22 protein-coding genes are annotated in these 16,843 nt (G+C 68.6%); 12 read left to right on the plus strand and 10 right to left on the minus strand.

All coding sequences use genetic code 11. From position 1 onward, the window contains the following. Positions 1-23 precede the first annotated feature (23 nt). Positions 24-953, plus strand: a complete 930-nt coding sequence (gene cysK, locus NJQ98_RS05495; RefSeq protein WP_284438473.1) for a cysteine synthase A — start codon at positions 24-26, stop codon at positions 951-953. A 55-nt stretch (positions 954-1,008) separates the two neighbouring features. On the opposite strand, the gene NJQ98_RS05500 is transcribed toward cysK, so the two are convergent. Continuing rightward, entirely contained in the window at positions 1,009-2,187 is a 1,179-nt protein-coding gene (locus NJQ98_RS05500; RefSeq protein WP_262176673.1) for a redox-regulated ATPase YchF, read from the minus strand. A gap of 39 nt (positions 2,188-2,226) precedes the next feature. Then, positions 2,227-3,276 carry a polymer-forming cytoskeletal protein gene (locus tag NJQ98_RS05505; protein WP_262176676.1) on the minus strand — a complete coding sequence of 350 codons (1,050 nt, stop codon included), beginning with the start codon at positions 3,274-3,276 and terminating at the stop codon, positions 2,227-2,229. A gap of 174 nt (positions 3,277-3,450) precedes the next feature. Here NJQ98_RS05505 and NJQ98_RS05510 point away from each other — a divergent pair, with 174 nt between their 5' ends. The 3 genes from NJQ98_RS05510 (at position 3,451) to NJQ98_RS05520 (ending at position 5,350) form a co-directional block, all read left to right on the plus strand. Beyond that, the gene (locus NJQ98_RS05510) at positions 3,451-3,648 is read left to right on the plus strand and encodes a DUF5800 family protein (protein WP_262176680.1); all 198 of its coding nucleotides are present in this window, start codon (positions 3,451-3,453) and stop codon (positions 3,646-3,648) included. 152 nt (positions 3,649-3,800) lie between these two features. Then, on the plus strand, positions 3,801-4,967 hold the full coding sequence (locus NJQ98_RS05515; protein ID WP_262176683.1) for a thiolase domain-containing protein: 1,167 nt from the start codon (positions 3,801-3,803) through the stop codon (positions 4,965-4,967). Beyond that, the gene (locus NJQ98_RS05520; protein WP_262176687.1) at positions 4,964-5,350 is read left to right on the plus strand and encodes a Zn-ribbon domain-containing OB-fold protein; all 387 of its coding nucleotides are present in this window, start codon (positions 4,964-4,966) and stop codon (positions 5,348-5,350) included. The genes NJQ98_RS05515 and NJQ98_RS05520 overlap by 4 nt, the downstream gene beginning before the upstream one ends. A gap of 75 nt (positions 5,351-5,425) precedes the next feature. On the opposite strand, the gene NJQ98_RS05525 is transcribed toward NJQ98_RS05520, so the two are convergent. The 5 genes from NJQ98_RS05525 to NJQ98_RS05545 form a co-directional block, all read right to left on the minus strand. Next, positions 5,426-6,367, minus strand: coding sequence for an alpha/beta fold hydrolase (locus tag NJQ98_RS05525; RefSeq protein ID WP_262176691.1), 942 nt, complete (start codon positions 6,365-6,367; stop codon positions 5,426-5,428). 72 nt (positions 6,368-6,439) lie between these two features. After that, positions 6,440-6,919 carry a hypothetical protein gene (locus tag NJQ98_RS05530; RefSeq protein WP_262176694.1) on the minus strand — a complete coding sequence of 160 codons (480 nt, stop codon included), beginning with the start codon at positions 6,917-6,919 and terminating at the stop codon, positions 6,440-6,442. 33 nt (positions 6,920-6,952) lie between these two features. Further along, positions 6,953-7,975 carry a methylmalonyl Co-A mutase-associated GTPase MeaB gene (gene meaB / locus NJQ98_RS05535; RefSeq protein WP_262176698.1) on the minus strand — a complete coding sequence of 341 codons (1,023 nt, stop codon included), beginning with the start codon at positions 7,973-7,975 and terminating at the stop codon, positions 6,953-6,955. Beyond that, on the minus strand, positions 7,972-8,394 hold the full coding sequence (locus NJQ98_RS05540; protein ID WP_262176703.1) for a cobalamin B12-binding domain-containing protein: 423 nt from the start codon (positions 8,392-8,394) through the stop codon (positions 7,972-7,974). Before NJQ98_RS05540 ends, meaB begins: the two co-directional genes overlap by 4 nt. 67 nt (positions 8,395-8,461) lie before the next feature. Then, complete coding sequence (locus NJQ98_RS05545) at positions 8,462-8,734, minus strand: DUF7111 family protein (protein ID WP_262176705.1); 273 nt, start codon at positions 8,732-8,734, stop codon at positions 8,462-8,464. A gap of 84 nt (positions 8,735-8,818) precedes the next feature. Here NJQ98_RS05545 and NJQ98_RS05550 point away from each other — a divergent pair, with 84 nt between their 5' ends. The 3 genes from NJQ98_RS05550 to NJQ98_RS05560 all read left to right on the plus strand — a co-directional run bounded on the left by NJQ98_RS05550 (position 8,819) and on the right by NJQ98_RS05560 (position 11,639). Continuing rightward, positions 8,819-10,228, plus strand: a complete 1,410-nt coding sequence (locus tag NJQ98_RS05550; RefSeq protein WP_262176708.1) for an HTTM domain-containing protein — start codon at positions 8,819-8,821, stop codon at positions 10,226-10,228. Positions 10,229-10,266: 38 nt separating this feature from the next. After that, on the plus strand, positions 10,267-10,554 hold the full coding sequence (locus tag NJQ98_RS05555; RefSeq protein WP_262176712.1) for a PadR family transcriptional regulator: 288 nt from the start codon (positions 10,267-10,269) through the stop codon (positions 10,552-10,554). 206 nt (positions 10,555-10,760) lie between these two features. Next, positions 10,761-11,639, plus strand: coding sequence for a class 1 fructose-bisphosphatase (locus tag NJQ98_RS05560; RefSeq protein WP_262176716.1), 879 nt, complete (start codon positions 10,761-10,763; stop codon positions 11,637-11,639). Between the two features lie 127 nt (positions 11,640-11,766). On the opposite strand, the gene NJQ98_RS05565 is transcribed toward NJQ98_RS05560, so the two are convergent. Continuing rightward, positions 11,767-11,919 carry a hypothetical protein gene (locus tag NJQ98_RS05565; protein WP_262176721.1) on the minus strand — a complete coding sequence of 51 codons (153 nt, stop codon included), beginning with the start codon at positions 11,917-11,919 and terminating at the stop codon, positions 11,767-11,769. Positions 11,920-12,108: 189 nt separating this feature from the next. On the opposite strand from NJQ98_RS05565, the gene NJQ98_RS05570 reads away from it, so the two are divergent. The 5 genes from NJQ98_RS05570 to NJQ98_RS05590 all read left to right on the plus strand — a co-directional run bounded on the left by NJQ98_RS05570 (position 12,109) and on the right by NJQ98_RS05590 (position 15,433). Next, positions 12,109-12,312, plus strand: coding sequence for a hypothetical protein (locus NJQ98_RS05570; protein WP_262176724.1), 204 nt, complete (start codon positions 12,109-12,111; stop codon positions 12,310-12,312). 113 nt (positions 12,313-12,425) lie between these two features. Beyond that, positions 12,426-12,824, plus strand: coding sequence for a PPOX class F420-dependent oxidoreductase (locus NJQ98_RS05575; RefSeq protein ID WP_262176726.1), 399 nt, complete (start codon positions 12,426-12,428; stop codon positions 12,822-12,824). 74 nt (positions 12,825-12,898) lie between these two features. After that, entirely contained in the window at positions 12,899-14,155 is a 1,257-nt protein-coding gene (locus NJQ98_RS05580; RefSeq protein ID WP_262176731.1) for a Glu/Leu/Phe/Val family dehydrogenase, read from the plus strand. A gap of 163 nt (positions 14,156-14,318) precedes the next feature. Then, positions 14,319-14,804: an SRPBCC family protein gene (locus tag NJQ98_RS05585; RefSeq protein ID WP_262176734.1), complete on the plus strand. Its 486-nt coding sequence runs from the start codon at positions 14,319-14,321 to the stop codon at positions 14,802-14,804. A 77-nt stretch (positions 14,805-14,881) separates the two neighbouring features. Further along, positions 14,882-15,433: an FAD-dependent oxidoreductase gene (locus NJQ98_RS05590; RefSeq protein ID WP_262176738.1), complete on the plus strand. Its 552-nt coding sequence runs from the start codon at positions 14,882-14,884 to the stop codon at positions 15,431-15,433. A 17-nt stretch (positions 15,434-15,450) separates the two neighbouring features. On the opposite strand, the gene NJQ98_RS05595 is transcribed toward NJQ98_RS05590, so the two are convergent. Continuing rightward, on the minus strand, positions 15,451-16,248 hold the full coding sequence (locus NJQ98_RS05595) for an RIO1 family regulatory kinase/ATPase domain-containing protein (RefSeq protein WP_262176742.1): 798 nt from the start codon (positions 16,246-16,248) through the stop codon (positions 15,451-15,453). Between the two features lie 45 nt (positions 16,249-16,293). Beyond that, complete coding sequence (locus NJQ98_RS05600; protein WP_262176745.1) at positions 16,294-16,704, minus strand: universal stress protein; 411 nt, start codon at positions 16,702-16,704, stop codon at positions 16,294-16,296. Between the last annotated feature and the right edge of the window lie 139 nt (positions 16,705-16,843).

Genomic DNA, 16,843 nt, shown 5'->3' on the forward strand with positions numbered 1-16,843 from the left:
CACTCGTCTCTCGACTCTCTACGATGGCACAACACACGAAGATGGACGTCACGTCGTCGATAGACGAGTTGATCGGGGAGACCCCGTTGCTCCGTCTCTCTTCGTTCGCCGAGAACCTCCTCGGGAAGGTCGAAGGGCAGAACCCGTACTCGGTCAAGGACCGTATCGCCCGCGAGATTCTCGACACCGCCGAGGACGACGGGGCGCTCGAACCGGGCGGGATGGTCGTCGAGTCCACGAGCGGTAACACCGGTATCGGTCTGGCGGCCGTCTGTGCCGCCCGAGACTACGACTGCGTGCTCACGATGCCGTCCTCGATGTCCGAGGAACGGCGGTCGATTCTCCGCGCCCTCGGGGCGGAGCTGGAGCTCACGCCCGCGGCGGAGGGGATGGGCGGGGCGAACAAGCGCGCGGCGGAACTCGTCGACGAGCACGACAACGCGATCCTGGCCAGTCAGTTCGACAACGAGGCCAACCCCGCGGCCCACCGCCAGACGACGGGGCCGGAGCTGTGGCGGGCGACAAACGGGGAAATCGACGCCGTCGTCGCGGGCGTCGGGACCGGCGGGACCATCACCGGCGTCGCCGAGCACATGAAGGAGGACCGCGGCGAGACGTCGTTTACCGCTATCGCCGTCGAGCCCGCCCAGTCGCCGACGCTCTCGGAGCAGAGCTCGGCCAGTCACGACATCCAGGGCATCGGGCCCGGATTCCTCCCGGACGTGCTCCGCACGGAACTGGTCGACGAGGTCAGCGCGGTCGACGGCTCCGACGCGAAAGCGGCGGCCCGCAAGCTCGGCCACACCGAAGGGGTCTTAGTCGGGATATCGTCGGGCGCGGCGCTCGCTGCCGCGGCCGACTACGCGACGGACAACCCGGACGAGCTGGTCGCCGTCGTGTTGCCGGACCCGGGCGAACGATATCTCTCCACGGACCTGTACGAGACCGGCTGACGAGCGTCGCCGAGCGGTTCGTGGTCGACCTGCCGAACGCACAACGCCCGCTCGCTCACCCGTCGGAGATGATCTTGACGACGGCGCCCTCTTCGAGCTCGGTCTCGTCGCTGATGCGCCGTTCCTCGCGGGCGTCGACGGCGTGGGTGTAGCCGTCGCCGATGTCCGAGTGGACGGCGTACGCGAGGTCTTTCGGCGTCGAGCCGCGCGGGAGCAGGTGGGCGTCCGGGAGGACGTTCCCCTGGCCGTCGGTCCACTTCGTGTCGTTCTGGACGGGGTAGGCGGTGATGTGGTCGAGCAGGTCGTAGACGGCGGTGTCCATCGCGGCCTGGACGCCCGTCCCGCCGTAGTCAGCCATCACCCCGCGAATCCGGTCCAGGCCCTCGCGTTGCTGGTCGCTCACGTCGCCGACGATGTCGAAGTCGGTGTCGCCGGGGTCGTAGTCGACGACGCCGGCCGCCGCCGCGTTGCGGAGCGCGAGCTCGCCGTCGGCCGTCGCGGGAACCACCACGTCGGCGGCCTCGCGAAGCCGTTCGACGTTCCCCTCCGGGGCGATGTCGGCCTTGTTGGCAACGACGACGATGGGTTTGGTCCGCTCGCGTATCTCGCGGGCCAGCGCCTCGCGGTCCTCGTCGGTCCAGGCGATTGGGTCCTCGGGGTAGTCCAGTTCACGGAGCGTGCGGGCCACGTCGAGTTCGCTCGCGCCGACGCCGGCAAGCAGGTCGACGAGGGACTCGTCCAGCGCGAAGTCGGGCGACCGGGACTGGCGCTCGATGGACTCCCAGTTGCGGTCGACGATGCTGGCGAGCCAGAGGTCCATCTCCTCCTCGATGAAGTCCACGTCCTCGACGGGGTCGTGTTCGCCGACCTCGACGGGTTCGCCCTCGGCGTCGGTCCCTCCGGAGGCGTCAACGACGTTCAGAATCACGTCGGCGTTCGTGAGTTCGTCGAGGAACTGATTGCCCAGCCCGCGGCCCTCGTGGGCGCCCGGCACCAGCCCCGCCACGTCGATGAGTTCGACGGGGACGTACCGCTTCCCGCCGTGGCAGTTGTCGTCGCCACAGCGCTCGTCCAGCGAGAGGCAGGGGCAGTCGGTCCGGACGTGGCTCACGCCGCGGTTGGCGTCGATGGTCGTGAAGGGGTAGTTACCGACGTCGACGTCGGCCATGGTCGCGGCCTTGTAGAAGGTAGACTTCCCGGCGTTTGGCTTGCCGGCGAGCGCGATAGAGAGCATGCTACCTGCTACCGCACTCCGGGAAAAGGGGGTTTCGGTCTACTCCGCCGGGGCCTCTTCCTCGTCGTCGGTACCGTCCGTGACCGCCGCGTCGTCGCCGGCCCCACCGTCGTCGCGGTCTCCAGCCGCGTCGTCTGCGTGGTCCGCCTCCGTAGTGTCAGTGTCAGCTTGTTCCGTCGCGGTCCCGTCCCCGTCGTCCCCGAGCGCTTCGGCCATCTCGGCCATCGCCTCGGCGTCCTCGTCGGGGCGGGTGAGCACCTCGTCGGTGTGCATCCGCATCTCCTCGCTCGCGCGAATCTTCCCGTCGATGGTCGCGTTCTCGTGGAGGGAAACGGTGGCAGCAGAGATGTCGCCCCATACCTTCACGCCGGGGCCGATGCGGACGTCGCCGTCGCGGGTCGTCACGTCGCCCTTTATCTCGCTGCCCTTGCCCAGCACGATGTCCTCGCGGGCCCGCAGGCTGCCGAAGACGACGTTGTCGCGGCCGACCTCCAGGGACTGTGCGCGGATGTTGCCGTGCAGGCGGCAGTCGTCGCCGATGACGGCCGGCGTCGACACCCGCCAGGCGTCGTCGGAGACGCTGGCACCCCGGGGAATCAACAGCGGGTCGTGCTCGTCGTCGCCGAGCATCTCCGAGAGTACCTCTTCTGCGGCCTCGTCCTCGCCGATGCGGAGCAACTGCGAGAGGTAGACAAAGAGGAAGACGATGGTCGGCATCGGGTTGCGGATGACGATCCAGCCGTTCGCCTCGAACCCCTCCTCTATGTCCACGTCGTCGCCGATGTCGAGGTCGCCCGCGACGCGCAACTCGCCGCCGATGTGGACCCGCTCGCCGATGTAGGCGTCCTCGGCGACGAGGACGTTCTCCGCGACGTCACACCACATGTCGAGTCGGCAGTCGCCGTCGGCCTCGATGTGGCCGCCAAAGCGGACCCGCTCGTCCGCGATGACCGACCGGCCGCGGACGCCGAACTCGACCGTGCTCTGGCCGCCGACCACCACGTCTCCGTCCGTCACGAGGTCGTGTTCCTCGACAGTAGTGCCGTCGGGAATCGAGAGTTCGGAGAGCGGGTCGGTGCCGAATTGCACACGTCCTATAGGCGTTTCGACGGTCTTAAAGCCTGAGGGCGCGCACGACGGGCGTCTGACGAGCGTCTGACGCGCGCATGTGAGTCAGCATCAAACGGGGCCAGTATGTGTGGCCACGTAGCAAGTCCCCCCACAAGCGAGTACGTTTTTACCCGGACACCATCTAGTACGGCTATGACCGTTCTCTCGTTCGACGATCAGGGCGTCGATGTCGTCTACGACGGTACGGAGTTCAGACTGGAGAAGGCCCTCATCGAGGACGCCGTACAGAAGTCCTATCCCGACGTGACCGACCACGAGGTGCTCCAGATAGTCGAACCAGACCCGTCGCTGTCGGGCGAACCGCGCCGAATCGCGGAAATCGTCGAATAATTCGACTGTCCACAGCGGAAGCAAACCCGTCCTGAGAAACTGTAGAACAGCGAACTAGTCGCTCCCCGTCGTGCGATTTTTCCCACGAGGGCTCGTGGCAAAAACCCACCGCGGCGGCAGGCATTTAACTACTCGGGACGCACGCCGAGGTAATGACAGACCCACGCATCGCGGGGGCCGGTGTCACGAAGTTCGGGAAACATCCCGAGCGTACCGGTCGTGACCTGTTCGCCGAGGCCGGACTCGAAGCGCTCGACCAGTCGGGCGTCGACCCCGACGACGTCGACGCGCTGTACTACGGGAACTTCATGGGCGAACTCGCCGAACATCAGGGCCACCAGGGGCCGCTGATGGCCGAGGCCATCGGGGTCGACGCGCCCGCCACCCGGCTGGAGGCCGCCTGTGCCTCCGCTGGGGCCGCAGTGCGTGAAGCGGTCAAGACGCTGCGGAACGGCGAAGCGGAGGTCGTCGTCGTCGGCGGCGCCGAACGGATGACCAACATCGGTACCGCCGCGGCGACCGACGCCCTGGCCATCGCCGCCGACGACCTCTACGAGATACGCGCCGGGATGACCTTCCCCGGGGCGTACGCGTTGATGGCGCGGGTCTACTTCGAGGAGTTCGGCGGCTCCCACGAGGACCTGGCCCACGTCGCGGTGAAGAACCACGAGCACGCCGTGGTCAACGACCACGCCCAGATTCAAAAGGAGATAACCCTCGAAGACGCCCTGGAGGCCCCGACTATCGCCTCGCCGCTCGGGCTGTACGACTCCTGTCCCATCACCGACGGCGCCGCGGCGGCGGTGTTGACGACCGAGGAGTACGCCGACGAACACGACCTCGACGCCCCGGTCGCGATTTCGGGAACCGGCCAGGGCAGCGACAACCTCGCCCTGCAGGACCGGCCCCACCTCGCGCGGACCCCGGCGGCGGACAAGGCCACCGACGAGGCCTACAGCGACGCCGGCATCGGGCCCGACGACGTGGACGTCGCGGAGGTCCACGACTGCTTTACCATCGCGGAAGTGCTCGCCATCGAGTCGCTCGGGCTGTACGAGCCCGGCGAAGGCATCCACGCGGCGGCAGACGGCGAGACGACGCGCCACGGCGAGATGCCGGTCAACCTCTCGGGCGGCCTCAAGGCGAAGGGCCACCCCGTCGGCGCGACCGGCGTCGCCCAGCTCGCCACTATCGCGTGGGTGCTCGACGGAACCCACCCGCGGGCCGACGCCGTCCCCGACGGCACCGTGGGCGTGGCCCACAACGCCGGCGGCACGGTGGCCTCTACGACGGTCCACGTCCTGGAGGTGCAGGAATGACCGACCCAACGCGAAACGGCGAGTTCGACGACTGGCTCGACAGCCTGTCCGACGGCGACGGGTACTACGTCGAGTGCGACGAGGGCCACGGCTGGCTCCCGCCTCGCCGGGTCTGTCCCGACTGTGGCTCCCGCGAGCTCGCCGACGTGTCGCTGCCCGACACCGGCGAAATCGCGACCCACACCACCATCACCGTCCCGACGCCGCAGTTCGAGAACGACGCGCCCTACGTCACCGCCATCGCTGACTTCGGGCCCGTCTCGATAACCGGGCTGGTCCGCGGCGCCGACCCGGAGGACGTGGCAATCGGCGACGTGGTCGGCATCGGTGTCGGCGAGCGCGAGACGACCGGCGAGCGCGCCGTCGTCTTCCGACCGCGCTAGCCGGTTGTCGCCGCGCCGACGGCCGGTCACCGCTCCGATAGGCCGGAACTCGGTTCCGACACGGTAGCCGGTTCTTCAGTCCGTGACGTCGACCGTGGCCGCTTCCCCTCTGACAACTTCGACGAACTCCTCTGGGTGTTCGACGTGGGGCAACAGCAGGGAGTCGCCGAAGACCACGAGCGTCGCGTCGGCCTCGTCGGCCAGCACGCGGCCGTCGGCGAGCGGCGTGATGTCGGCGTCCTCGCCCCAGACCAGCGTAATCGGTACGTCGAGCCCGGCCAGCACGTCCCCCAGGTCCTCATCGGGGTCGAGAAAGCCCGAGATGAACGACGCCGGCGCGAACCGGGCGCCGGACTGGTGGGCGCTCTGCCACTCGTAGTCGACGACCTCGTCGGTGAGGTTGTCCATGTCGTAGTAGCCGTGGTCGGCGTGGAAGTGCCGAATCGAGGCCTTCGAACCGATGAGGTTGTAGATGGCCTGCCCGACGACGGGCGCCCGGACGAGCGACCGCCGCTGGACCGACCGGTCGCCCATCGAGGAGTCCGTCGGACAGACGAGAACCAGTTCCTCGACGTCGACCTCGCGGGCCGCCATCGCCGCGTAGGAGCCGGTCAGCGACGACGCGACGACCGTCGCGTTCTCGCTCTCGTCGTCGAGGAAGTCGCGGACGAACGTCGTCATGAGCGACGCCGAGTACAGCAGCGGCGGCCGGTCGCTGTGGCCGAAGCCGGGGAGGTCCGGCGCGATGACGTGGTACTCCTCGGCCAGCGTCTCGAAGACGGTGTGGAACTCGTGGCTGGAGGCGGCGGCGTTGATGCCGTGGAGCAACACGAGGTCCGGGTCGTCGGGGTCGCCGGCCTCGGTGTAGGCCACGTCGAACCCGCGCCAGCGGTAGGTCCGCTGGTCGCCGCGGAGGAACGGGGCGAAGTCATCGGCGCGCGACTGGAGGAGGCGGTTCGTCAGCGCCGTCGCACCGGCCGCGCCGACGGCGATACCGAGGGCCTTACGCAGTCTCATACCCGACTCTAGGGGTCGGCGCCTGTTTATACATGGGGGCACCGTCGGGACCGTGGCCGTCCCGCTCCCGGCTCAGGCTCGGAACGACGGGTCCCGCGTGCTCGCGGCGGCGTCGGTCCCGGCGGCGTGTGTCCGCCACCCGATGACGCCGGCGGCCACGAGCAGGAGGCCCCCGGCGGCCAACAGGAACGGCTCCGCACCGAGGACGTACTCGACGGTGTCGCCGCTGTAGGTCGTGACTTCGGTGTACAGCCCCGGGTCGAGAGCGTAGCGGAGGACGGCACGGACCGGATAGAAGAGCACGACCGCCCCGGTCGCGACCGACGCGAGCGCGGCGTACCGCCACCGGGACGCAACCACGGCACCGAGGAGGCCGAGCACACCGACCCGTGTCAGCAGCCGCTCCTGGTGGTTGCGGGGTCCGCCCCACCCGGTCTCGATAGTCCCCTCGTACGCGGGGGCGACGTGGAGCAGTTCTTGGTAGCTGCCGGCGACGATAGCACCGAGTCCGACGGAGGCGAGGGCGACGGCGAGGAGGGACCGACGGTTCATACCCGGCCGTTTCGTGACACTGCATCAAAAACCTTAGCGGTCGAGACACTCCCGCAACGGCTCCAGCACCTCGTCGACGACGGTGTAGGGGTCCGTCTCGCGGGCCATGACGGCGTCGACGTGCGCGTCGAGACCGCCTCGCCGGTCGAGTTCGTCGGCTATCAGGCCGTTGGCGTCCTCGCGAAGCAGCGTCCGTATCTCGGCCGCAAAGCGGTCCCGGGCCTGCCGCTCGCGCCCGCCGGTCCGGTCCAGGTAGTCGCCGTGGTCGTCGAGCACCGCGAGGAACTCGTCGACGCCCTCGCTCCTGTTCGCGACCGTCTCGACGATGGGCGGCTCCCAGTCGTCCGCCGTCTCCCCGCCGTCCCCGGTCCCGGCGGCTTCGACCATCTCGGTACCCGAGGCCCCGTGGTGGCCCGCGCTGGACCGGCCCTGTAGCATCTCGCGGAGCTGCTGGACGGTGCGGTCGGCCCCGTCCAGGTCGGCCTTGTTGACGACGAACACGTCGCCGATTTCGAGGATGCCCGCTTTCAGCATCTGCACGTCGTCGCCGCTGCCCGGCGGGACCAGGACGGCGACCGTGTCCGCGGTTCGGACGATGTCGACCTCGTTCTGTCCCGCCCCGACCGTCTCGACGATGACGTAGTCCTTGCCGAACGCGTCGAGCGCGGTGACGGCGTCCGTGGTGGCCGTCGACAGCCCGCCCAGCGAGCCCCGCGCGGACATCGAGCGGAAGAACACGTCCATGTCGCCCGCGTTCGAGGCCATCCGGATGCGGTCACCGAGCACCGCGCCGCCGGAATACGGCGAGGAGGGGTCGATTGCGATGACGCCGACGGTGTGGCCCTGCTCGCGCAGGCGGGCGGCCACCTTGTCCACGAGCGTCGATTTCCCCGCGCCGGGGCTGCCGGTGACGCCGATGACCTCGGCGTCACCGGTGTGGTCGTGGAGGCGGGAGACGACCTCGCGGTAGCCCGGCGCGCGGTTCTCTATCTTCGTGATGACGCGGGCCAGCGCACTGTGCCTGCCGGCGAGCAGGTCCTCGACCAGGTCGCTCATCGCTCGGGGGCCTGCTCGCGGATGTACCGTATCATCTCCTCCATCGACGCGCCCGGGCCGAATATCTCGTCGACGCCCAGCTCGCGCAACTCCCCCTGGTCGTCGTCGGGGACGATACCGCCCACCAGCACCAGCCGGTCGTCGAAGGCGTCGTACTCCCGGAGCCCGTCGAGAATCCGCGGTACCAGCGTCTTGTGGGCCCCCGAGAGGATGGAGATGCCGACCACGTCGACGTCCTCCTGGACGGCGGCCTGTACCACCTCGTCGGGCGACCGGTGGAGCCCGGAGTAGATTACCTCGAACCCCGCGTCCCGAAGTGCCCGGGCGATGACGTGAGCCCCCCGGTCGTGACCGTCCAGCCCCACTTTGGCGACCAGACAGCGGATGGTGCGTCCGTCCTGCTCCTGCTCGACGCTCATGGGGCACGCTACCACGGCATCCGATTTGATTCTTGTCCTGTCTCGGCCGTCGCGGCGCCCGGTCGGCCTACATCCCCATGTCGCTCGCGGCCTCGGGGACCGGAAGCGAGTTCGGCGACACACCGAGCAGTTCGGCGGCGTGGTCCAGCGCCATGTCGAAGCCGTAGTAGCGTTCGAGTTCGTCCCCGCCCGCGTCCCGGACCTTCAGCATCGCGTATCCCTCGACGTTCTGGGCGATTGCGGCGGTACCCGTCTCGCCCTCGAAGGTGAGTAGTCGCTCCGCCTCGGTCTCGGTGTAGCGGGCCGTGATGCCCTCGGCCGTCGCTTCGGTCGCTGTCATTGCCGGGTGTTGGGACTGAACCGGTTGAAAACTGTCGGTCGGCGGTGGAAGACTTATGTCCGCGACCGCTGTGGCTCCGACATCGTGACCGAGCGCGTCAATGCAGTGCGTGCAGCCCTCGCCCGCCGGCTGGCTATCGACCGCCGGGCGCTCGCGGCGTTCCGGGTCGCGCTGGCGCTCGTCGTGCTCGTCGACCTCGCGGGGCGCGTCTCGGACGCACGGGCCTTCTACACAGACGCCGGCGTGCTCCCGCGGTCGCTGCTCGCCGCCCTCTATCCGGGCTACGCGACCGTCTCGCTACACGCCGTCTCCGGTTCGCTCACCGTACAGCTCGGCCTGTTCGCGCTGGCCGCGGTCGCCGCGCTGGCGCTGCTGGTCGGCTACCGGACACGCCTGGCCGCGGTCGTCTCGCTGGTGCTGTTGGTCTCGCTCCAGCTCCGCAATCCGCTGGTGCTCAACAGCGGCGACGTGCTCCTCCGCCGCCTGCTGTTCTGGGGCTGCCTGCTCCCGCTGGGGAGCCGCTGGGCGGTCGATAGCGGGGGCGGCGAGACCGACAGCGTCGTCGGCCTCGCCACCGCCGGCCTGCTCGCACAGGTCGTCGCCGTCTACGCGACGAACGCCGTCGTGAAACTCCGCGCCGACGCCTGGCTCCGTGGCGACGCGGTCCGCTACGCCCTCCAGCTCGACCACTTCACCGTCGGCCTCGGGAATGTCGTCGCCGGCTGGACACCAGCTCTCCGGCTCGCGGCCTGGGGCTGGCTCGCCCTGCTGGTCCTGTCGCCGCTGCTGGTCTGTCTCACCGGGCGGGCGAGGGCGGCGCTCGTGGGCGCCTTCGCCGCGATGCACGCCGGTATGCTGGCGACGATGCAACTGGGCGTCTTCCCGCTGGTCTCGCTGGCGGCGCTGGTCCCGTTGCTCCCGGGGTGGACCTGGGACTGCGCCGAGGCGCGGGCGGCCGTCCCCTGGCGGCTGCCACGGCGCCCCCGGACCCCGCTCGCCGCTCGCGTCCCGCCGCTGTCGAGAGCGGCCCGCGGCCTCGCCGCCTGCTGTCTCGCGGCCCTGCTGGTCGTCAACGCCGTCGGGCTCGGGCTGGTCGGCGCGCCGGCCGGCACGCCCGACCAGGTGACAGAGCGGTCCTGGGACATGTTCGCGCCGTCGCCGCCGCTGTCGACGTGGTGGCTCCTCGCGCCGGCGAACCTCACGTCCAGCGAGCGCGTCGACGCCATCACCGGCGAGCCCTTCGACGCCTCGCGGCCATCTGAAGTCGCGTCCGTCCACGGCTCCGCCGACTGGCGCAAGTTCTACGCAGACGCCAAGCGGGAGCCGCGGTTGCGGGCGTCGCTGGCCCGGCACCTCTGTGCCCGCTGGAACCGGAGCCACGACACCGGGATGCGGACGGTCGAGCTGTGGCACGCGAGCGAGCGGACCGACCTCGACGGTCCGGAGTCGGTCGAGCGCGAGCGGCTGGGGACGTATCGCTGTGGGTCGCTCTGAGTCGAAAAGACCGAGACGGGGCCGGACCTGGAACCCGTATGGCGAAGTGGCTCCAGAGCGGCCGACGACGCGACATCTGTGTCCTGCTGGCGGCGGCCGAGGACGGCGAACTGACCGGCCAGCGGCTCAAGACGCGGCTCGAATCCCGCTACGACACGCGCATCGACCCCAAGAGCTTCTACGGCGCCCTGGGGGCGATGGAAGACGCGGGCTTTCTCACCCAGCGGACCGACGGCATCGCCGACAAATACTCCCTGACGGAGGCCGGCGAGGCCCGGCTGCGCGACCAGTTCGAGTGGATGCGCGAGAGCCTCGACGAGGCCTGACGACCGGCCGAGCGGGAAACATACGAAAGCTAACACTCTTGGAGTGCTGTGTCGTGTAAACTGGCCAATCACCGGACGGCGACGGGTTCAAGAAATTTACTCGCTTTGTAGTAATTGTCAGAGTAAAGATACTTATGCCGGGCGCTTGAACGATTGGATGACGAACCCCCACACCCCTGCCCACCAATCGGGGCCCATACTAACCAATGAGCGAATCACTCGACGCCTCGGCTACGCACGCCGACGCCACGGTCGCACAGGTCATCGACACCATCGCGGAAACCACGTCCGACGTCCGGACGGCAATCTTCACGGAGCGGGGCCACAGCGACAAGGTAAACCCGACCGGCGACGAGCAACTCGCCGCTGACCTGCGGGCGGACGAACTGTTCCAGCAGCGGCTGCTCGCCATCGACGGCGTGGCCAGCTACGCCAGCGAGGAGCGCGAGGGCGTCGTCGACTCGACCGGCCGGCTCCACCTCGCCGTCGACCCGCTCGATGGCTCGTCGAACCTCGAACCGAACAGCGGGATGGGGACCATCTTCTCGGTGTACTCGGAGCGGCCGCCCACGAGCGGTCGGAACCTCGTCGCGTCCGGCTTTGTCGTCTACGGCCCGGTTACGTCGATGCTGGTGGCCCGCGACGGACGCGTCCGGGAGTACCTCCTGGAGGACGGCGAGAAACAGCTCGTCGACAACGACGTCACCGTGCCGGAGGACCCGACTGTCTTCGGCTTCGGCGGCGGCGCCGACTCCTGGACCGACTCGTTCGAGCCGGTCGCCGAGGAGATTCGCGAGGAACTCAAACTCCGATACGGCGGCGCGATGGTCGCCGACATCAATCAGGTCCTGACCTACGGCGGCGTCTTCGCCTATCCCGCTCTGGCGTCCCGCCCGGAGGGGAAACTCCGACTCCAGTTCGAGGGCCACCCGATGGCCTACATCGTCGAGTCCGCCGGCGGCCGTTCCTCGAACGGCGATGGTTCCCTGCTGGACGCCGAACCCGAGGGCCTCCACGACCGGACGCCGCTGTATCTGGGTAACGACGCGCTCGTCGACCGCATCGAGGCCTCCGTCGCCCGGTAACGCCGCTTTTCAGGGGTGTGTTTTCAGGGCCGTCGGTGAGGTCCCGACGACCCGCCGAAGCCGTTCGGAACGTCCGTGTCTAGGAGCACCACCCCTCCTGCGGGACGCGGGCGGCAGCGGCCAGTCGTCACCGGTACCAGGGCTTCTCGGCCGGTTCGAACCGGTGGTCGCAGGCCGGACAGACGACGAGGCGGTCGCCCTCGACACGGACCGCTTCGAAGCGGGTCGTCCAGTCCCGGTGTCCACACCGCGGACAGCGACGGCGGAGCGGGGGAATCACGCCGTACCCTACGCGTCCGGCGTGGAAGCCACTGTCGGGCGCCGCCGCGAAGCGCTGACCTAACAGTCGTCGCCAACACGATGGTTCTATTCAGATTCAGGATTGTTTGCGCAGACCAGGGGACGAACATCGAATAATATAAGTGACATATGGTAGAACCCACAGACCAACCACCGGGAGGGCTCATGAATGAGCGAAAATAACGCGGGCTTTTCGATAAACACCGCCAGCGAAGTTTTTCTCATACTTGCGACCGGTGTCGCAGTGTTGTACGGCTTCGTTCTCGTCGTCGGTATCTTCTCTACGGGGCTAGGTAGCGGGGCAGTCGGACTCGGAATCGCGTTGATCCTGCTCGTTCAAGCCGCTCAATCGCTACACACGATTACAGAATAAGCGGAACGTGGCGGCGTCGGGCACTCGACCGTGCTCGGCCGCCGGACGGCGGGCCGACCCGGTGATGCCTGTAACGGGATACAACTAACTCCCTCCCTCACGACAGCTGACACATGGCGACGATACCCGAGCAGTACCACGACCTCTTCGAGAAGGCGACGTTCGCGCACGTGACGACGATGCTCCCCGACGGCCGGCCCCACACGACGCCGGTGTGGGTCGACTACGACCCGGACGGGGACCGGCTGCTCGTCAACACCGAGCGCCACCGTCGGAAGGCGAAAAACGTCGACCGTGACCCGACGGTGTCGGTCAGCATGACCGACCCCGACGACCCCTACCGGTTCCTCGCTGTCACCGGCGAGGTCGACGCGGTGACGACCGAAGGGGCTCGCGAGCACATCGACGAACTCGCGGCCCGGTACATGGGCGAGGACGAGTACCCCCAGCCCATCGAGAGCGAGCGGGTCGTCCTTCGGATTCGCGCCGACGACGTGTTCCACGGCGGGTGAGCGCCAGCCCCCGTGGGGCGGCCCTGTCCATGGCCGGCGGCATCCTTTTGTCCGCGCTCACTCAGGGCTAGGGTATGTCCGACGAGGTGAACCCGTTCGAGAGTCTGCAGGAGCAGATCGACGACGCCGCCGCCTACCTCGAATACCCCACCGACGTCCTGGAGCGACTGAAACACCCCGAGCGGGTGCTGGAGGCGAACCTCTCGGTGGAGCTCGACGACGGCTCCATCGAGGTCGTCCGGGCCTTTCGCTCGCAGTTCAACGGCGACCGCGGCCCCTACAAGGGCGGCATCCGCTACCACCCGGAGGTATCGCGCGACGAGGTCAAGGCCCTCTCGGGGTGGATGGTGTACAAGTGCGCCGCCGTCGGCATCCCCTACGGCGGCGGCAAGGGGGGTGTCCGCATCGACCCGCGTCAGTACTCCGCGAGCGAAATCGAGCGCATCACCCGGTCGTTCGCCAAGGAGTTGCGCCCCTTCATCGGCGAGGACAAGGACATCCCCGCCCCCGACGTCAACACCGGCCAGCGGGAGATGAACTGGATAAAGGACACCTACGAGACCCTGGAGAACACCACGGAGCCGGGCGTCATTACGGGGAAAGCGCCCGAGTCCGGCGGGAGCGCGGGGCGGGTCGAGGCGACGGGGCGTTCGGTGATGCTCACCGCCCGCGAGGCCTTCGACTATCTGGGGAAAGACATCGAGGACGCCACCGTCGCCGTCCAGGGGTACGGCAACGCGGGCTCCGTCGCCGCGACCCTCATCGACGACCTCGGCGCGAACGTCGTCGCCGCCTCGGACTCCTCTGGCGCCGTCTACAACCCAGACGGCTTCGACCCCAGGGCGGCGAAGGACCACAAGCGTGAGAGCGGCTCGCTCAGGGGCTTCGAGGGCGCGACCGACGCAATGTCCAACGAGGAACTGCTGACGATGGACGTGGACCTGCTGGTCCCCGCCGCACTGGAGAACGCTATCAACGCCGACATCGCCCGCGACGTCGAGGCCGACATCATCGTCGAGGCCGCCAACGGGCCGCTGACGCCCCGAGCCGACGACGTGCTGACCGACCGCGACGTGGCCGTGTTCCCCGACATCCTCGCCAACGCCGGCGGCGTCACCGTCTCCTACTTCGAATGGGTCCAGAACCGCCAGCGCTTCTACTGGTCCGAGGAGCGGGTCAACGACGAACTGGAGACCATCATCACGGACGCCTTCGACAACCTCGTCGATACCTACGAGCGCACCGACGCGCCGAACTTCCGGACCGCGATGTACGTCGTCGCCATCGAGCGCGTCGTCGACGCCGCCGAGGAGAGCGGTATCTGGCCATAACAGCTGCTGTCCCGGGTCCCGGTCCGACGGCCCACTGGCCCTCTCTGGCGATACACATCCGTCTCTACAGCTGTACTCCGGCCGCTACCGGTCGGCTGCCCGGTCACGCCACCGACCCTGACTGACCGCCGGAGTTTTGTTCCGCTCGCCCTAATATGATACCATGCCCGTTTTCGAGCGCGAGGTCCGCGTGTCGGCGCCCCTCGACGATGTCTGGGAGTTTCACGCGACGGCCGACGGCCTCGTGGCCCTGACGCCCGACTGGATGAACCTCCGCGTGGAGGAGAGCCGCGGGCCCGACGGCGAGCCCGACCCGGCGGAGCTGACCGCCGGCTCGGTCGTCGTCTCCTCGGTACGGCCCTTCGGCGTCGGGCCGCGCCAGCGGTGGGTCTCGGAAATCGTCGCCCGGGAGGAGCGCGACGGCGAGGCGATGTTCCGGGACGTGATGCGGGACGGGCCGTTCCCGGAGTGGGAGCACACCCACCAGTTCCGCGCGGTCGGGGACCTCGCGACCATCGTCCACGACCGGGTGGTGTACGAACTGCCCGGCGGGCGTCTCGGTGAGGCCGCCGGGCCGCTGGGGTTCATCGGGATGGAGCCGATGTTCCGCTTCCGCCACCGGAAGACCAGAGAGATTCTGGAAGCCTGAATCGCCGCCGGCGAAGCGGCCTCGTGATACTGCCGGCTCGGACAGGCCTTTCCGTGTCCGCCGAGTACACTGCCTGTATGACTGATGTAGTCGTCGTCGGCGGCGGTCCCGCCGGCCTCAGCGCGGCACTGTTCACGGAGAAAAACGGTCTCGACACGGTCGTCTACGACACCGACGAGACGTGGATGCACAAGGCCCACCTGTTCAACTACCTCGGCATCGACTCGATGGACGGGTCGGAGTTCGTCGAGGCCTCCCGCGAGCAGGTCGAGGGCTTCGGCGTCGACCTCGCGGAGAGCGAGGTCACGGGCGTCGAGCAGGGTGCGGACGGCTTCACCGTCACCACCGAGGACGACGAGGTGTCCGCGACGTATCTGGTGCTCGCGACCGGCGCCGACCGCTCGCTGGCCGAGGCGCTGGGCTGTGAGTTCGACGGCGACCTCGTCGACGTGAACCTCTCGATGGAGACCAGCGTCGAGGACGCCTACGCCACGGGCGCGATGGTCCGCGACCAGGAGTGGCAGGCCGTCATCTCCGCCGGCGACGGCGGCGCCGCGGCGCTCGACATCCTCTCGAAGGAAGAGGGCGAGCACTTCCACGACTTCGACGTGCCGGCCGACGCGGAGTAAGCCGCCACCGTCGCCGCTCACCCGGCCGCCTGTTCTATCGCGCCCCGGATCACCGCCGCCTCGAAGTCGTGGTCCGGGCGGATGTTGACGAAGTCCAGGAACTCCTCCGCGGCCAGTAGCTCTTCGGGGGTGTAGTACTTCCCGGCCGCGCCCACGGCGGCGTGGGCCCCGATGAGCGGCTCCAGCGCGCCCAGCGCACACGCCACGTCGTAGGCCCGGGCGTCGGCGATGGCCGCCGCCCGGACGCTGGTGGCGTCGATGAAGTAGAGCCGGTCGTCGGCCACCAGGACGTTCTCACACCGGAAATCGCCGTGAGCCAGCCCCGCCTCGTGCATCCGGTGGAGGAAGTCGAAGACGGTCTCGGCGTGCGGGGCGACCGCCTCCGGCGGGAGTTCGTCCAGGGTGTGGAACTCCTCTAAGTACTCAAGGACGATGACGCCCAGCCCCTCGTACTCGAAGGCCTCAATGGGCTCGGGGGCGTTGACGCCGAGTTCGCGCATCCGCTCTGTCGCCGCCAGTTCGTGCTCGGCCATCTGGTAGGGCGTCCCGAAGTGCTCGAAAAAACCGGCGGTGCCCGAGGAGAAGGCGCCGATGTTGCGCCCCGTCGTCAACAGCGCGTGGACCAGCGAGTTCTGCGGGGTGACGACCTTCACGAACCACCGGTCGTTGACGACCATCGGCGTCGAGAGCCAGTTGTCGGCCGACAGAAAGCGGACGCGGCCGCTTGGCTCGTCGTACCGGGACAGCACCGCCCGGCTGACACCCTCCAGTTGCGACCACGGGACCGTCCCGCGGAGCAGTCGTCTGAACGCCACGGAGAATAGAGGCGTGGCCGACGCATAGCTGTTGTGTCCCTCATTTCAGTCCGCAACGGGCGGGACGACGGTGACCGGGACCGCCGTTTCGTTGACTACGGCGAAGGCGGCGTCGCCGCTGCGCAGCCGCCCGCCCAGCCCCTTCGCCTCGTGGCCCATGACGATGTGGCTGATGTCGACGTCCTCGGCTATCTCGAGCAGTTCGCTGGCGATGCGGGTGCCGGGACGGCGGCCGTGCCGGCCCACGTACTCCAGGCTGACGGTGGCTTCGACCGGCTCGCCGGCCAGTCGCTCCGTGAGCTCGTCGCGCATCCGTTCGGCGGCCCGGTCCGCGTCGGCGTCGTCGACCAGGTGAACCACGTACAGCGGCACGTTTAGTCCCGAACCGAGCGCCACGGCCGTGTCGATGACGCGGGACGAGGCCTCGTCGTCGGCGACGGCGACCAGGATGGTCATATCGGCCCTACGGGGCGGGAACAAATATCGCTTGTCGCGCGCGTGGTCGAACAGCACCTCCCAATCCGAACATCGGCCGACGGTACGCCTGTCGGCCGGCGTGCCAATCCGGGGCCGTGGGGAAGCGTACAGCGCGTTC

It is taken from the genome of Haloarcula laminariae, from assembly GCF_025457605.1.
In the GTDB taxonomy this organism is placed as follows: Archaea; Halobacteriota; Halobacteria; order Halobacteriales; family Haloarculaceae; genus Haloarcula; species Haloarcula laminariae.

What these genes read in the sequence shown, in the direction of transcription:
- cysK (WP_284438473.1), top strand. Translation starts at nt 24, where the DNA reads ATGGCACAACACACGAAGATGGACGTCACGTCGTCGATAGACGAGTTG.
- NJQ98_RS05500 (WP_262176673.1), bottom strand. Translation starts at nt 2,187, where the DNA reads ATGCTCTCTATCGCGCTCGCCGGCAAGCCAAACGCCGGGAAGTCTACC.
- NJQ98_RS05510 (WP_262176680.1), top strand. Translation starts at nt 3,451, where the DNA reads ATGACCGTTCTCTCGTTCGACGATCAGGGCGTCGATGTCGTCTACGAC.
- NJQ98_RS05515 (WP_262176683.1), top strand. Translation starts at nt 3,801, where the DNA reads ATGACAGACCCACGCATCGCGGGGGCCGGTGTCACGAAGTTCGGGAAA.
- NJQ98_RS05520 (WP_262176687.1), top strand. Translation starts at nt 4,964, where the DNA reads ATGACCGACCCAACGCGAAACGGCGAGTTCGACGACTGGCTCGACAGC.
- NJQ98_RS05525 (WP_262176691.1), bottom strand. Translation starts at nt 6,367, where the DNA reads ATGAGACTGCGTAAGGCCCTCGGTATCGCCGTCGGCGCGGCCGGTGCG.
- NJQ98_RS05530 (WP_262176694.1), bottom strand. Translation starts at nt 6,919, where the DNA reads ATGAACCGTCGGTCCCTCCTCGCCGTCGCCCTCGCCTCCGTCGGACTC.
- meaB (WP_262176698.1), bottom strand. Translation starts at nt 7,975, where the DNA reads ATGAGCGACCTGGTCGAGGACCTGCTCGCCGGCAGGCACAGTGCGCTG.
- NJQ98_RS05540 (WP_262176703.1), bottom strand. Translation starts at nt 8,394, where the DNA reads ATGAGCGTCGAGCAGGAGCAGGACGGACGCACCATCCGCTGTCTGGTC.
- NJQ98_RS05545 (WP_262176705.1), bottom strand. Translation starts at nt 8,734, where the DNA reads ATGACAGCGACCGAAGCGACGGCCGAGGGCATCACGGCCCGCTACACC.
- NJQ98_RS05555 (WP_262176712.1), top strand. Translation starts at nt 10,267, where the DNA reads ATGGCGAAGTGGCTCCAGAGCGGCCGACGACGCGACATCTGTGTCCTG.
- NJQ98_RS05560 (WP_262176716.1), top strand. Translation starts at nt 10,761, where the DNA reads ATGAGCGAATCACTCGACGCCTCGGCTACGCACGCCGACGCCACGGTC.
- NJQ98_RS05570 (WP_262176724.1), top strand. Translation starts at nt 12,109, where the DNA reads ATGAGCGAAAATAACGCGGGCTTTTCGATAAACACCGCCAGCGAAGTT.
- NJQ98_RS05575 (WP_262176726.1), top strand. Translation starts at nt 12,426, where the DNA reads ATGGCGACGATACCCGAGCAGTACCACGACCTCTTCGAGAAGGCGACG.
- NJQ98_RS05580 (WP_262176731.1), top strand. Translation starts at nt 12,899, where the DNA reads ATGTCCGACGAGGTGAACCCGTTCGAGAGTCTGCAGGAGCAGATCGAC.
- NJQ98_RS05585 (WP_262176734.1), top strand. Translation starts at nt 14,319, where the DNA reads ATGCCCGTTTTCGAGCGCGAGGTCCGCGTGTCGGCGCCCCTCGACGAT.
- NJQ98_RS05590 (WP_262176738.1), top strand. Translation starts at nt 14,882, where the DNA reads ATGACTGATGTAGTCGTCGTCGGCGGCGGTCCCGCCGGCCTCAGCGCG.
- NJQ98_RS05600 (WP_262176745.1), bottom strand. Translation starts at nt 16,704, where the DNA reads ATGACCATCCTGGTCGCCGTCGCCGACGACGAGGCCTCGTCCCGCGTC.